Annotated in this window: 14 protein-coding genes and 1 other annotated feature; of the genes, 9 read left to right on the top strand and 5 right to left on the bottom strand. The window is 52.5% G+C overall.

All coding sequences use genetic code 11. The annotated features are described in order from the left end of the window. Positions 1 to 152: 152 nt before the first annotated feature. Positions 153 to 572 carry a hypothetical protein gene (locus BBD41_RS02385; protein WP_099476587.1) on the top strand — a complete coding sequence of 140 codons (420 nt, stop codon included), beginning with the start codon at positions 153 to 155 and terminating at the stop codon, positions 570 to 572. A gap of 166 nt (positions 573 to 738) precedes the next feature. Here BBD41_RS02385 and BBD41_RS02380 read toward each other — a convergent pair whose 3' ends face one another. Then, entirely contained in the window at positions 739 to 1,647 is a 909-nt protein-coding gene (locus tag BBD41_RS02380; protein WP_099476586.1) for a phosphotransferase, read from the bottom strand. A gap of 445 nt (positions 1,648 to 2,092) precedes the next feature. Between BBD41_RS02380 and BBD41_RS02375 the strand changes: the two genes are divergently transcribed. Beyond that, entirely contained in the window at positions 2,093 to 2,860 is a 768-nt protein-coding gene (locus tag BBD41_RS02375) for a phosphotransferase enzyme family protein (protein ID WP_335582735.1), read from the top strand. A 6-nt stretch (positions 2,861 to 2,866) separates the two neighbouring features. Here BBD41_RS02375 and mraY read toward each other — a convergent pair whose 3' ends face one another. The 3 genes from mraY to BBD41_RS02360 form a co-directional block, all read right to left on the bottom strand. Further along, complete coding sequence (mraY, locus tag BBD41_RS02370; RefSeq protein WP_099476585.1) at positions 2,867 to 3,817, bottom strand: phospho-N-acetylmuramoyl-pentapeptide-transferase; 951 nt, start codon at positions 3,815 to 3,817, stop codon at positions 2,867 to 2,869. Positions 3,818 to 4,182: 365 nt separating this feature from the next. Further along, positions 4,183 to 5,052, bottom strand: a complete 870-nt coding sequence (locus tag BBD41_RS02365; RefSeq protein WP_099476584.1) for a cation diffusion facilitator family transporter — start codon at positions 5,050 to 5,052, stop codon at positions 4,183 to 4,185. Positions 5,053 to 5,304: 252 nt separating this feature from the next. Beyond that, positions 5,305 to 7,257 (bottom strand): elongation factor G, encoded by a 1,953-nt coding sequence (locus tag BBD41_RS02360; RefSeq protein WP_099476583.1) that lies wholly within the window; start codon positions 7,255 to 7,257, stop codon positions 5,305 to 5,307. Between the two features lie 300 nt (positions 7,258 to 7,557). Here BBD41_RS02360 and BBD41_RS02355 point away from each other — a divergent pair, with 300 nt between their 5' ends. From BBD41_RS02355 to BBD41_RS02345, 3 genes are all read left to right on the top strand, one after another. Next, entirely contained in the window at positions 7,558 to 8,001 is a 444-nt protein-coding gene (locus BBD41_RS02355) for a GNAT family N-acetyltransferase (RefSeq protein ID WP_099476582.1), read from the top strand. Positions 8,002 to 8,125: 124 nt separating this feature from the next. Beyond that, complete coding sequence (gene infC, locus BBD41_RS02350) at positions 8,126 to 8,614, top strand: translation initiation factor IF-3 (RefSeq protein ID WP_099476581.1); 489 nt, start codon at positions 8,126 to 8,128, stop codon at positions 8,612 to 8,614. 64 nt (positions 8,615 to 8,678) lie between these two features. Then, positions 8,679 to 8,952: a binding site (T-box leader), on the top strand. A 77-nt stretch (positions 8,953 to 9,029) separates the two neighbouring features. Continuing rightward, a complete protein-coding gene (locus tag BBD41_RS02345) occupies positions 9,030 to 10,724 on the top strand; it encodes a glutamine--tRNA ligase/YqeY domain fusion protein (protein WP_099476580.1) in 1,695 nt (564 codons plus the stop codon). A 65-nt stretch (positions 10,725 to 10,789) separates the two neighbouring features. On the opposite strand, the gene BBD41_RS02340 is transcribed toward BBD41_RS02345, so the two are convergent. After that, entirely contained in the window at positions 10,790 to 11,647 is an 858-nt protein-coding gene (locus BBD41_RS02340) for a pentapeptide repeat-containing protein (protein ID WP_077565694.1), read from the bottom strand. 198 nt (positions 11,648 to 11,845) lie between these two features. On the opposite strand from BBD41_RS02340, the gene BBD41_RS02335 reads away from it, so the two are divergent. Genes BBD41_RS02335 through BBD41_RS02320 form a run of 4 tightly spaced genes read left to right on the top strand, consistent with a single transcriptional unit; the run spans position 11,846 to position 13,954 of the window. Then, positions 11,846 to 12,271 (top strand): DMT family transporter, encoded by a 426-nt coding sequence (locus BBD41_RS02335; protein WP_099476579.1) that lies wholly within the window; start codon positions 11,846 to 11,848, stop codon positions 12,269 to 12,271. 44 nt (positions 12,272 to 12,315) lie between these two features. Then, positions 12,316 to 13,017, top strand: a complete 702-nt coding sequence (locus BBD41_RS02330; protein WP_099476578.1) for a Crp/Fnr family transcriptional regulator — start codon at positions 12,316 to 12,318, stop codon at positions 13,015 to 13,017. 48 nt (positions 13,018 to 13,065) lie between these two features. Beyond that, positions 13,066 to 13,545 (top strand): DMT family transporter, encoded by a 480-nt coding sequence (locus tag BBD41_RS02325; RefSeq protein WP_099476577.1) that lies wholly within the window; start codon positions 13,066 to 13,068, stop codon positions 13,543 to 13,545. A gap of 4 nt (positions 13,546 to 13,549) precedes the next feature. Continuing rightward, a complete protein-coding gene (locus BBD41_RS02320) occupies positions 13,550 to 13,954 on the top strand; it encodes an NUDIX hydrolase (RefSeq protein WP_099476576.1) in 405 nt (134 codons plus the stop codon). Positions 13,955 to 14,012: the final 58 nt, after the last annotated feature.

Here is a 14,012-nt window from a genome sequence, read left to right as displayed (position 1 = left end):
TGCCAATTCAACCGTAAATGGGAGAGGCACGCGATTCTTCGCTTTTCACTCAAAGTATACGATTATCCCGCTTATAAAGGCACAAGAAATTAAGGAGGAGCCGGCATAGGATATATTAATTACTAGAGTGGGAGCGAGGTGAACAGTGCAGGATGCCATCAAGACGGAAGAGACCTGCAAGATCCAGATCTGAGTCGGCAAAGCGATGGGTCGGTCACCCTGTCGTTGTCGTACTGAAGGATGGCAGCTGTTATATCGGCGAGCTGAATAAGGTACACGGCAAAGAGGTCACCCTTTCGGGATTCCGGGTTAACGATCAGGCTGCGGCCCGAATCGCAAGAAGCGGCGATCGAGCTCGAATATCCGGATTGTTCAGCGATTTATTCGGTGCGGGCGCGTTCAGCGGCGGTTCTCCAGCTGCTGCCGAAGCTGCTCCCGGAGCTGCCGTCGAAGCCGAAAACCGAGGCGGACCGGGACCTCTCGGCTTCATCGGGGATATCTTGCCTCACATCAAGCTTGGCGTGAATGTAATCCAGTCTATCATGCCTCTCCTCAATATGATGAAAATATAAGATGAATCGGTCCGCCGATGCTCCATGACCAAGAAGCTTGATTGATTCAAGCTTCTTTCTTGTTTGCCTGTATGGCTTGTCGTCCGAGCGTCGACGCCTGATCATCGTGCAGCAGTCATCATTACACCTCGAGCCGGGAGAGGCACGCGGTAAGGAAATGGGCTGTTTAGGCGAGTGCACGCATAATGGTCCGTGTTGCCTCGAGCTTGTTTCGTTCATCCCGGTCGTCGATGGACTGCAGCAAAATGAGCATCGGCATAAATACAGCGAGCATGCGTGCCAGGACATGAGTCTCGTCGTCGACCTCTCCATACGTTTCAAAGAAGGCGGGCCGGGATGACGGGGGCAGGAAGCTATAGGCAACGCTTAAGTCGCAGGCGGGATGCCCCACGTTAACGTCGCCCCAATCAATGATCCCGGATATGACCCCAACATCGTCGACCAGCATGTTTTTATAATGCAGATCTCCGTGGATCAGAGCCTTTCGTGTGGAAGCCCGGTCGAGCCTGATCGTATCGATATACCTTTCCAATGCGCCGGCCGTTTCCCTTCCGAGATGCGGACTTAGCTTCGGCAGAAAGCCAAGCATGCGGTCTTTGCGTCCACTGACATCCGCTAGATTTCGCTGATCATGCGGCACTCCCTCAGCTTCGGCCTTATCCAGCGGGAACGCGTGAAGAGACTTCAGGAACTGTGCAAGAATCGGCGCGGAACGTGCGCGCAGAGTATTGCTTAAGCCGTTTGGAAGCACGCCGGGTACATGGGTGTAACCTAGAAAAGGTGACGGATACGCCACGCTTTCCGTGCCAAAATAAATCGGTTTCGAATAAGGCACGGTTATGCAGCTCGACAGCTTCGGAAGGATCCTCGCTTCGGTCTGCAAGAGAGGAATAGCGGCCCGCCTTCTTGGAAACCGGAAGACATAGTCGGACCCGACCCGGTAGACGATATTATCCCAGCCATGGCCCAGCAGCTCAACCGTTTCAGCGGAGAGCTCAGGGAACTGGTGGTCCAGCAAACGCCGGACGAGTGCGTGGGAGACATCCCACTCGGCATCCCAAGGATTTGCACTCATGGTATTACCCCCTTTATTTTGCTGAAAACTTCAAACGCTTATGGTTCATACGAGGAAGCAGCTGCTCGTCCGATGAAATAAATGGCTCATCCATTCATTGTAGGCCATTGTAAGCCCAAATCCGTTCGCCTGCAATGTGAGCCTGACAATCCAACAGCTTGGCCGGCATCGAATGTGCAGCTGGCCCGAAGCGCTGCGAACAAGATCATGGGAGCGATCGACGTACTCGAGCAGGGGAGGATATACTATTTCATGAGAGGGGGCCCTTTATGATGTTCAGAATCCGGTCCATAATGAAGAATCACTATGGCATCGAACTACGCAGCGTCAGGCCGCAGCAAGGCGGCTGGGCGGCGCTGGCATTTAAAGTGAACGATGATCGCCGCTCCTATTTTCTTAAGCAATATGAGAAGAACCGTGCCTCTAGCCGAAATGGACGGCTGCCATTCGGGAATACATACCGATTCTGGCGTGGCTTTCGGAGCAGGAAGCCTTTCGGGGCAAGGTGCCGGTGCCTGTCCGAACCCTGGACGGCCAGTACCGCTGTGAGGATCAATCCGGGATCTATCTGCTGTTTGAGTATATCGAAGGCGAAACGGTTGGCGAGAAGGCATTGACGGGAGCGCAGGTCAGGCAGCTGTCCGAAATCGTCAGCGAGCTTCACCTGCTGGGTGAGGATATCCCGTATTCTACGCCGGGCATTCGCGAGAGCTTCGAGATTCCGTTTCTGCGACAGCTGGAAGACCGCTTGCAAGACGGCCTGCCGAATGATATGGAAGCCGCAATAGCCCCTGCTCGTTCGCACTTGTTCGATGGAATACGCAGGGCCCGCACGCTAGCTGAGCGCTTATCTGGCCGTAATCTGCGCATGGCGCTCTGCCATATGGACCTGCACCCCTGGAATCTCATGATGAACGGGGACAAATTAGTGCTGCTCGATTGGGAAGGCATGAAATTAGCGCCGGTTGAATCGGATCTGATGTTCATGACGAATACGCCGTATTTTGAGCGATTTATGCGTATTTACCGTACCCGCCATAACGGCTATCAGATGAATGAAGACGCGCTGCGTTTCTATCAATTCAGGCGTCGGCTCGAGGATATATGGGAATTCATGGAGCAGCTGCTTTATGACGAACAAGCAGAAGAAGAACGCAGGGATACGCTGGGCAGTCTGCGCAAAGAGCTGCTCGAGTTCGAATCCGGGATATAAAGACGATTACATCGCGTAACGTGCTATCAACCAGCTGATCAACACCATAAACCATGATACAAATCCGAAAATGACCACGATCTTGTTCTCGCTCCAGCCGTATTTCAAGCTGAAATGAAAATGGATGGGCGTCATTCGGAATAATCTCAGCTTCGTGCGCTTGTAATACCAGACTTGCAGAATGACCGAGAGCTGTTCGGCTAAATAAACGAAAAATAGCAGCGGAATCAAAATCTCAACCTTCTCGATCACGGCCAGGAATGAAAGGGAGCCGCCGATGGCAAGCGATCCCGTATCCCCCATGAACGCTCTGGCAGGATAAATGTTGTACAACAGCAAACCGAGAAGACAGCCGATCATAACGAGCGAGAATGCTTGTACCTCCGGCTTGTCGGATATGACAAAAAAGAAGAAATACGTAGGGATGGATACGTTGATCAGCAGCCCGTCCAATCCGTCCGTAAAATTGATCGCATTGGCGGATCCGACGATAAAGAGCAGCATAATAATCACATACACCGCAATCGGCAGCTGCAGGGAATACCCGCCCAATAGATCAATATCGCTCGAGAGCGAGAAATACCGGAATAGAACGAGCAGCAGCCCGCCGGTAAACAGAAATTGAAACACCAGCTTCATCCGCCCGGAAATGCCGGAGGGATCTTGAAACACAGCCTTTTTAAAATCATCCATGAATCCGATCGAGCTGAACAGAAGAAAGGTCGAGCACAGGAAGATCATAAGCGGATCGGGATGAAATTGCAAAGAGACGATGATTCCGATGAAGAGGATAAGACCGGCCATGAGAGGCGTTCCGCGCTTGGCTTGATGATCGGGAGGAAGTTCCGTGCGGATCGGCTGCATCAGCTTCAAGGTGCGCAGCCCCCAGATAAGGAGCGGCGTAAATAAGGTTACCAACAAGAACGCAAGTCCGGATACACCGAGCATACTGCTCATTTCCTATGCACCGCTTTCTTTAGAAAAATTAGGCAATATGATTATATTGTATTTCTGGGTGATAGACAATTATGCCAAGTAAGGATTCGGCGTCATATAAAGCAGGAAACCCAGCTTTCAACATACAACCGATTCAGCAAAGATCAGATTAGGAGAGAGTCCGTATGCGGACCGATTCAAGCGTCATCTCATAATCATGATGCTGATATGATGAGTGGGCAAACTAGGTTCGGTTATCCGACATACGGCACATCCGGCCATGGCTGGCATGGAGCAGATGGATGTGAAATTCTTACTATAGAAAAGGGACGGCCGTTTTGATGACGGCCATCTCTTTTTTTGCGGTTGACTGCTGGCTTTCTCTCTCAATTGGGCTCGATATGGACATGAACGTCATAGACGCCGTGCGAGAGCTTTAATGCATGCTCCACCTGATCTGCGATATCATGGGCAACCCGAATGTCCAGATTGGATTTTACGAGAATTACGACATCAACGACGGCGTTACTTCCGTAATTTCTGGCGCGGATATTCTTAACGCCTTTAACGCCCTGAACGCGCTGCACCGTTTTTCGGAAGGCGCTGATTTTATCCTCATCGAATCCATCGGTTAGATGGTGGGAGGCATCGCGAAAAATATCCCATGCCGTCTTGCAGATCAGGAAGCCGACAAGCACGGCCGTCACCGGATCGAGCCAAGGCAAGCCGAGAGCGGCGCCGACGATACCGACAACGGTGCCGATGCTGACCCAAGCATCCGACAGGTTGTCCTTGGCTGCAGCCATGACCGCTTGGCTGTTGATTTTGGCGGCAAGGCGCTTATTGTACCGATAGACAACGAACATCACAATGGCGCAGAATGCCCCGGTCCATGCGGAGATCAGGTCAGGTGCTTCATGCTTGCCTTCAAATATAGATGAAACTGCCCCGAACAGGACCTGAATTCCGACTGCCATCATGATAAAGGAAGCCATTAAGGACGCGACCGTTTCGGCCTTCCAATGTCCGTACGGATGGTCCTGATCCGCTGGCTTCTGCGATAAGCGGAGCCCGATCAGCACCGCGATCGAGGCAACGATATCTGTTGCATTATTCAATCCGTCCGCCCTTAGGGCTTCGGAGTTCCCGGCATAACCGATCACGAGTTTAATCGCAGATAAGCACAAATAAGCAATTATACTGATAATGGCGCCCTTTTCACCTGTTTTCAAATCTTCGTAACGCTGTTGTTCCACATCCAGTCGACTCCTTTTTTCGCATCCCTCAAACAATACTTGACTATATTATCAAGGCGAAGTCGGGTGGGTCTAGAGCAACGTTGTTTCCTATCACTTAATAAGTGACGAGGGGCAAAAAGAGTTGCACCGGACTAAGAAAGATAGAGAGGGGCGAAATGATAGCAGTCGGCAGTGCTCGGTGATAGACGCAGCTTCCTGAAGCCCGTCGCGGACGGCGAAACAACGCACGAGGGACGGATGATGGGCCGGTTACATGATGTTGTTCAGGTACAGCATGTACTCCCCGCGGTGAAGCGGATTTATCTGCTTGCGGGCGTTCACCGGAATCATTCCGCGGACACGAACGTGACCGCCTGGCCTGATGGTCAGCAGGCCTTCGCCGCTCGTCAAGGCGTGGACCTCGGCTTTGAGCTGGTCGGAGGTGCGAACAGGGATCGTTCCATTGATGTGGACGATGCCGTTCACAAACCTTGGTTCCTCGAAGGCTCCTTCTAGAGCAGCCAGGGATGACAACACCTTGCTCAAGCTAAATTCCGGGACGATGAATTGAAGCTTGTTTACCGGTTCATATACATCCGTTCCAGCCTCGTTCAACGCCTTCATCAGCACGAGCGGCGTCAGACTCCGGAAATCCTTGGCGGTCGAGACGGGGCTTGCATAGCCGGTATGGGTTAAAGTCACGACGATATCCGTGACGGACCAACCATAGAGCCCTTCCTGCAGAACCTCATACACGGTATCTTTGATTGCTTTCTGAAAGGCTAGCGGAAGGGATCCGAGCTCAACCTCCAACCGGTATTGCAATCCCGATCCATCGGTTCCCGGCTCAACCCGGAAACCGACGGTTGCATAGAAGGGATTCTGGGGCTCTCCCATCCGCTCCACGGCCGCGCCGGCAGAAACGGGCTTCTCCAAACACATCACTTTCGGAGCGGAGAAGACGGCCTCGATCCCGTACTGCTCCCTGATGGTTTCAAGCAGGATCTCCTGCTGAACCTTGCCGAACACGTGAATAAAGCTTTCATTCGTTCTTGAATCCCGGTTATATTGCAGGAAAGGGTCCTCCATAGTGAGGTCGCTCAGTGCGAGATGCAGGATTGGAGCATCCTTTGCATCCATGGCGGATACCTTGACCTGGATCGGCGGGCGTTCAAAGTGGAAAGACTTCATGCGATCGGAAACAACGCCGATCACGTCGCCTACCTTAACATCCACGCCGCCCAGGACCGCGATGTCCCCTGCATGGACGCCGTCCGTTGGCACGATGGCTCCATGCATCAGGCTAAACAGCTGCTTTACCTTAACATGCGATGTATGCCCGTCTTTCGAAACGACCGGTATTCGCTCCCGCTTACGGATGCTTCCGGCGAACAATCGAAGATAGGCAAGACGCTCACCATTTGCCTGCTTCATGACCTTGAATGCAAGGCCGGATAAAGGATCGGCGCTGTCCTCGGCGGGAGTATGAACAGGCAGGAAGGACTGCATCGCCTCCAGCAGGGGCTCGATCCCTACGCCCCTGGCTGCGGATCCCGCAAATAGCGGATAAGCTTCGGCGTTCTTGGTCTGCTGGCGCAATTCCGCCTGCAATCGAACCGCAGAAACAGGGATGTCGTGCGCATAATGCCGCAGCATATCTTCGTTGTTCGAAGCCAGAATCTCGAGCCAGCCAGCTTCATGAGGGTCGGCGGGACGGACCGTGGCCCACGCCGTACCTTCCTCCGATGGGACCGACATCTCGCACACGTTCCCGCTCAGCCGCTGACGGATCATGCTGCAGACTTTGCGGTAGTCCGCACCCATCCGGTCGAGCTTGTTTATAAATAAAATGGTCGGGATACCCTGTTCCTTTAACGTTTGCATCAGCACCCTTGTTTGTGCCTGCACGCCTTCAATGGCAGAAATAACCAGGATAACGCCGTCCAGAACGCTTAACGAATGCTCGACTTCCGATATAAAATCCGCATGACCGGGCGTGTCGATCAAATTGACCTTCAATTCTCCCAGCATAAACGAAACCGCCGCGGATTTGACCGTAATTCCCCGACGGCGCTCAATATCGAGCGAATCGGTCGTTGTATTGCCCTGATCAACCGAGCCGGCTCGGTTGATCACGCCTGTTTTAAAGAGAATCTGTTCGGTTAATGTCGTTTTGCCGGCATCAACATGGGCCAACACCCCGATATTCAATATGTTCTTCATATATAGCAGCCCTCATTATTAAATTCATTGTGATCGTTCCTTTCGATTGCGCATTCTGTTTCAGTTGCCGCATCAATACCGCCTCCATTTTCAATAAAGTTACTAATAGTTTATCCAGTAAACCGTACTCAGGCATATGGCGAAAACATGTATAATGAATCATTCCCTTGCTTCATAATCGCGCAGCACGGATATGCTGTTTCCAAGTGAATTGTTTAGTTATATCTGATTAATACCGTGAACGGCTTCCCGGTTTGGATTAGGATAGACCCATACACCAGATAAAAAGGAGTCTTGCGTATGATTTCACTTCATGCGATCAATAAAAACAACTGGGAGGACTGCATCCGCCTCAAGCCGAAGGCTGAGCAAGTGAAGTGGATTGCACCCAACCTATACTCCATCGCGGAGGCGCAGTTTATGGATGGATTCCGGACAAGGGCCATATATCATGATGAGGACATGGTTGGTTTTGTCATGTACGGGGTCCATACCTACGATGATAACTATTGGATTTACCGGTTCATGATCGATGAGCATTATCAGGGACTGCATTATGCGAAGCCGGCCCTGCGGCTGGTGCTGGAAGAGATTCGCAGCGCGCCGGATCGGACGAAGCATGTGATGCTTTGTTATAAAAAAGAGAATGAGCGGGCGGAGAAATTATATCTCCAGATCGGTTTTCGTGAAGCGGGGATCGCGCCTTGGGGGGATAAGATGGCAAAATATACGTTTGCCGGCTGAGAAATTACCGTACGCATCTGCCCTTCGGATCAGGTTCGTTCCAGCAATATGCTTGGGCGATCTTTTTTGCCTAATATGATATGCTATCCTTACGTACAGGGAAGGATTTGAAGGAGGCCACCGGATGTTGTTGATGAACGAAAAAATAAAAGCGCGCGAGGTTGAGCTGACGGGACTGGACGGCGAGGATCTCGGCATCATGTCAAGAGACGAGGCGCTAGCGCTGGCGAAAGCGAACAAGGCGGATTTAGTGTGCACTTCGCTGTTCAGCAGCCCGCCGCCATGCAAGCTGGTCAGCCGCGGAATGGCCAAGCAGGAGGCCGTGAAGGAGAAGAGGGGACAGAAGCAGGCTGACGGTCCTGTCAAAGTAAAAGAATTTCGCCTGACCGTACATATCGAGGACTATGACTATGACACCAAGCTGTCCCAAATGCAGCGGCTGCTTGAATCGGGCAAGGCGGTCCAGCCGATCATCCGCATTCAGGGCAAGGAGGGCGATGCCGCCCGGAAGCTCCTGGAACGGTTAATCCAGGACCTCGCCGGGAAGGGCACGAAGGAAACCGGCATCCAGATTAGCGGCAAGCAGGCGACAGTTAAGCTGCTTCCGGTGTAATTGCCGCAGGCATGCCATTCCATGATTTACTTTTGCGTTCTTTGATGATACTATAATTCAAATTGTAAACGCGATGAAGAGAAGAGTAGATGATTCAGGATTCCCTACAGAGAGCCCCGGCAAGCTGAAAAGGGGCGGGATACCGTTCGTTGAACCAAGCCTCTGAGCGGCGCATCGGAACTTGTGCATGTGTATTGCATACAGTAGATGGTGCGACAGGAGCTCCTGTTATAGAGCTAGGGTATAAGCCGTCAGCCGATGGCCGTACCTGATAAGGCCGGTATTGTGAAATATCGGCAAATAGGGGTGGCACCGCGATATCAAATCTCGTCCCCAAGGCAATTGTCTTGGAGGCGGGATTTTTTTGTCGTTCCGCCGCTGGTTTGAACATTTCAAATAGGAGGAGGGTATAACCATGAGCACTGACAAAAAGAACGCGGATATGACTGATTTTCTGACGGATATCGTGCGGGTGGATATCGCGGGCGGTGTGTACAGCAGGCCGATCGCAACGCGGTTCCCGCCTGAGCCGAACGGTTACCTTCACATCGGAAGCGCTTATGCCATCCATGTTAACCATTCGATTGCCGAACGGTTTGGCGGCAGATTTAATCTGCGCTTCGACGATACGAATCCGCTTAAGGAAGACGTTAAATATGTGGAAGCGATCAAGCGGGATATCGAATGGCTCGGATTGAAGCCGGAGGTCTGCTTCGGATCGGATTACTCGCAGCAAATATACGAGGCCGCGATCAAGCTGATCCGCAAGGGCAAGGCTTATGTCTGTGACCTTAGTCCGGAGCAGATGGCTGCTTACCGCGGCACGCTGACCGAGCCGGGGAAGGATAGTCCATACCGAGGCCGGACGGTGGAAGCAAACGAGTCTTTGTTCAAGCAGATGAAGAATGGAGAGCATGCAGCCGCTTCGAAGGTGCTTCGGGCGAAGATCGATATGTCATCACCCAATCTTAATTTGCGGGATCCCGTACTGTACCGGATTATCCATGCTGAGCATTATCGAACCGGAAAAGAGTGGTGTATCTACCCGATGTATGACTTTGCCCATCCGATCCAGGATGCCATTGAAGGGATTACGCATTCCCTATGCTCGGCTGAGTTCAAAGATCACCGCCCGCTTTATGAATGGGTACTCAGGGAGCTTGAAATTTCCGAGCCTCCCAAGCAGAGGGAATTCGGCCGGCTGAACGTATCGGGAACGGTCACAAGCAAGCGATATTTAAGGGAGCTGGTTGAAGGAGGCTATGTCGACGGCTGGGATGATCCGAGGCTGCCGACGCTGCAAGGATTGCGACGAAGAGGCGTGACTCCGGGAGGGCTTCGTCGATTCTTCGAAGAGCTTGGCGCGCTAAAAAATCCAAGTACCGTGGACTCGGCGATGCTCGAGCATTATGTCCGTCAGGATTTGAAGATGCGGGCCATCAATGCCATGGCCGTCATGCATCCACTTAAAGTGGTCATCACGAATTTTCCGGCGGACCGCAAGGAAATGCTTGTGCTGCCGAACCGTGAAGGCGATGAGTCTCTGGGGACTAGAAAAGTCCCGTTCACCAGAGAGCTGTTGATCGAGCGGGAGGATTTCATGGAGAACCCGATCGCCGGATTTCACCGGCTGTCGCCGGGGCAGGAGGTGCGGCTGAAGGGGGCTTACTTTATCCGCTGCGAGCATGTCGTAAAGGATCCGGCGACCGGTGAAATTACCGAGCTGTACTGCACCTATGACCCGTTGACACGAAGCGGAAGCGGGTTCAATGCGCGTAAAGTGAAGTCGACGATTCAATGGGTGTCCAAGGAATGCGGGGTTCCTGCGGAGCTGCATCTGTATGACCGCCTTCTGAAGGAGTCCGCTGTTCTCGAGGAATCCGGCAACGATTGGAAGGAGCTGCTGAATCCGGCATCTTTGATCCGAGTGGAGAAGGCCATTCTTGAGCCAAGCATGAAAAATGCCTCCTCCCATGAAACCTACCAGTTCATCAGACACGGCTACTTCTGTCTCGATAACAAGCACGCCCATTCGGGGAAGCTGGTGTTTAACCGTGTTGTTCCGCTGAAGGATTCGTGGAAGAGGCAAAACAGCGATATATTGAAATAACCATGTATGCCATGCATTAAGCTCTGCGCACGCTAGTTATAGTGCAGCATGCCATCGGTATCGAATTAGGCAGACCAATGCTGCGGATGCGTCAACGAAGGCGGGAGCTTCGTGCTTGCATCCCCGACGGCTGCTTGGACCTGGGCTTGGGTTAGGAAGAGGCACCCGGTCAAATTGGCTCCACGAATGTCTGCATCCCGGAAATCCGCGCCGATCAGATCGGCTGCTCTCAGATCCGCGCCCCGCAGATCAGCTGCGATGAGATAAGCCCCTCTCAGATTGGCATAACGAAGATCTGCGCCATTTAGCTTAGCGCCGATCAGGTCCGCTCCCCGGCCGCCGATCTTCTTCCTGATGGGAGGACCAGTGTGCTTGCGGCGGGCATCCTCCCGGACAAGCTCGCTGGTCCGAAGCAGCAGCAGATTGACTTCGGCCCGATGAGCTGCCACATCCAGCTTGAGCAGTGCAGGCGGGGGGAGAAGCGTCATCCGCTCGGTCTCCGCCAGCGCATGCTCGATATCGGCATGAATCTCTTGAGCAGGCTGCTGTTCCAATGCTTCGCTTAAATACCATAACAGCTCGTGGAGCTGCCGCATAATCGGAAATACGTCGAACATTTCCTTGGCGGTCTCAGGTGCCTGCCGCCAGTCGCGTCGCTGATAAGTAAGCTGGGACACCTTCTGTCCTGCGCCAAAGCAATCGAAAACGGTGCAGCCGCGGAAGCCCTTTTGTCTCAGATGATCGTGAATGCCGCAGCGGAAATCGGCTCTCAGATTGCTGCAGGGTGTTCCGGCGTCCTTATTCACCGCAAAATCCGATGAAGCCGCAAAGGGCAGTGCCACGCAGCATAAGCCGAAGCAGCTGGAGCAGTCCGATTGCAGGCTTTGCCGGAGCGTTTCGGGTGAGGATTGTTTGTTCGTCATGAATGATATGAATCTCCTTCCACATGGGCGATGCGCATGAATACATATATGCTATTTTAGACCAAAAAGACGGTAGAGTCATAGATGCAATCCTAGTTTAATCATTTTTGCCCGTTTAGGACATATGTCCTTTTCTCGAACGCAGGATATGCTCTTAAATAATATACAGATCTATTACGACGTGAGGGGTTTATACGCATGAGAGGAATTGGATTTGCTATGCTGGGCGGTGCATGCATAACGATGCAAGGTGTGGCGAACGCAAGGATCAGTCAGGACATGGGGACATGGCCGGCCGCAACCGTAACGCAGCTGACGGGGTTTTTGATGGCTTTGGTGATTTTGTCCTTCTTCCGTGACGGCAGGCGGCATTGGGTCAAGCAGGTGAATCCGCTCTATCTATTAGGAGGCGCTTTGGCGGCACCCATCATCTTCAGTGAAGTTACCGCGATCCGGCATATCGGGGTGACCTTGACGATATCGGCGCTGTTGATCGCGCAGCTGAGCCTGACGTTCGTGATTGACGCCGGTGGCTGGTTTGGCGTGCCCAAGAAGAGGATTACGGCAGCTCATTGCATCGGTATTGCCATGATGATTGCCGGTGTGCTGATCCTTAAGATGTAACAGCCACGGACAGATTCACGAACAGATTGGAGGTGAATGGATCGATGAAAGAAAGCCGCGACCCGGAACGGCTGCGTTCCTTGATTTATGAGCACCGGATGGAGAATGTGTTCCCGGAGGAACTGGAGCCTTATCTGTTGCTGTGTAATTACGACCAGGGGGAAAGCATCTGCCAGCAAGGGGGGACAGCCGAGTATCTTTATGTGCTTGTCGAAGGGAAAATCAAAGTATTTACAACGTCACCGGAAGGCAAGGCGCTTATACTGTCCTTTAAAACGCCGCTGGAGGTGATCGGGGATATTGAGTATATTCAAGGAAATCCGTTCATCAATACGGTGCAGGCGGTGATGCCGACGACCATGGTTGCCGTTCATCATCGCTGGCTGGATAAATACGGTCAGTCGCATCCGCCGCTGCTTCAGTTTCTGCTGCAAATTCTCACCCGCAAATTCTATATTAAGTCCAATTTCATGAGCTTTAATCTGATGCATCCGGTGGAAGTCCGCCTAGCCAGTTATCTGCTTTCGATCTCGCAAGGCGGTTCCGGAGCATTCGAAAGTGATCCTCCCGATGCCTTCCAGCTGTCTGACATTGCGAATCTGCTCGGGACAAGCTACAGGCATCTGAATCGGGTGATTCATAAATTTTGCAAGGAAGGCTTGATCGAGCGCCGCCGCGGCATCATCCTGATCAAGAACCGGGAGAAGCTGCTGGAGGTGGCCGGGGGCAATATTTATGAAGAATAATGACCGCTTAAGGACATGTTATGCGGGAAACGGAAGGAGGCGCCCAATGTGGCCGGAGGATTGGTATTGGCGCTTATCGCCGGCGCTCTGGTAAGTCTGCAAAATATATTTAACAACCGGGTGAATGCGGCCACGGGATTATGGTCTACGACAACGCTGGTGCTCGGATTGGGCTTTGCCGCATCCTTGATCATAAGCCTGGCTGTCGAGGGTGCCGGCACGTTCCAGCTGGAACGGATGAAGCCCTGGTATTGGATCAGCGGGGTAATCGGCGTAGGCGTCGTAATATGCCTGGTTCAAGCAACGAGAATGCTTGGACCGACGTTTGCCATCTCGATTGTCATGACGTCCCAGCTCGGATTCGCTCTATTATGGGATTCCTTGGGCTGGCTCGGTCTTGAGAAGGTTCCGTTTACGATGAACCAGCTGATTGGAGTTCTGGTTATCATCAGCGGCATTCTGGTGTTTAAATTAGGAGGAACACAAGAGAAGCAGGAGTCACGGAGAGTACACGAAGGAGGAGAGTGAAAACATGGAATCCATCATTGATAAAGTCGCATGGCTGCATGTGGTTGACGGACGTATCTTGTGCGCCCGCTCCAGAGGTAAGGATACGTACTATATTCCCGGAGGAAAGCGGGAGGCCGGCGAGACGGAGGTTGAAACGCTAGTCAGGGAAATTGAAGAGGAGCTGTCCGTCAGGGTAAAGGCAGAAAGCGCCGTCCACTATGGAACATTTGAGGCGGAGGCGCACGGCAAAACCGATGGCGTCATCGTGAAGATGTCCTGTTATACGGCAGAGGCGGACGGAGAGCTGTCGCCAGCCTCGGAAATCGAGGAGCTGGCATGGTTGACTTATCAAGATAAAGGACATGTGTCCGAGGTGAGCCGGCTGATCTTTGATCGGTTATACGAGACCAAGCAGCTGATCGATTAACCAGAGAACGATATTGCATTTAAGTCTAAAAAAGACGCCTCCGCGGAGGCGTCTTTAA

This window comes from Paenibacillus ihbetae, from assembly GCF_002741055.1.
Lineage (GTDB): Bacteria > Bacillota > Bacilli > Paenibacillales > Paenibacillaceae > Paenibacillus_AQ > Paenibacillus_AQ ihbetae.
Note: the sequence above shows the minus strand (reverse complement) of the source record. Positions and strands in the feature narration are given on the sequence as shown.

Excerpts from the sequence above, each read along its gene's own strand:
- infC (WP_099476581.1), top strand. The coding sequence starts at position 8,126 with ATGTTGTTGATGAACGAAAAAATAAAAGCGCGCGAGGTTGAGCTGACG.
- mraY (WP_099476585.1), bottom strand. The coding sequence starts at position 3,817 with ATGAGCAGTATGCTCGGTGTATCCGGACTTGCGTTCTTGTTGGTAACC.
- BBD41_RS02385 (WP_099476587.1), top strand. The coding sequence starts at position 153 with ATGCCATCAAGACGGAAGAGACCTGCAAGATCCAGATCTGAGTCGGCA.
- BBD41_RS02320 (WP_099476576.1), top strand. The coding sequence starts at position 13,550 with ATGGAATCCATCATTGATAAAGTCGCATGGCTGCATGTGGTTGACGGA.
- BBD41_RS02355 (WP_099476582.1), top strand. The coding sequence starts at position 7,558 with ATGATTTCACTTCATGCGATCAATAAAAACAACTGGGAGGACTGCATC.
- BBD41_RS02360 (WP_099476583.1), bottom strand. The coding sequence starts at position 7,257 with ATGAAGAACATATTGAATATCGGGGTGTTGGCCCATGTTGATGCCGGC.
- BBD41_RS02380 (WP_099476586.1), bottom strand. The coding sequence starts at position 1,647 with ATGAGTGCAAATCCTTGGGATGCCGAGTGGGATGTCTCCCACGCACTC.
- BBD41_RS02345 (WP_099476580.1), top strand. The coding sequence starts at position 9,030 with ATGAGCACTGACAAAAAGAACGCGGATATGACTGATTTTCTGACGGAT.
- BBD41_RS02330 (WP_099476578.1), top strand. The coding sequence starts at position 12,316 with ATGAAAGAAAGCCGCGACCCGGAACGGCTGCGTTCCTTGATTTATGAG.
- BBD41_RS02335 (WP_099476579.1), top strand. The coding sequence starts at position 11,846 with ATGAGAGGAATTGGATTTGCTATGCTGGGCGGTGCATGCATAACGATG.
- BBD41_RS02340 (WP_077565694.1), bottom strand. The coding sequence starts at position 11,647 with ATGACGAACAAACAATCCTCACCCGAAACGCTCCGGCAAAGCCTGCAA.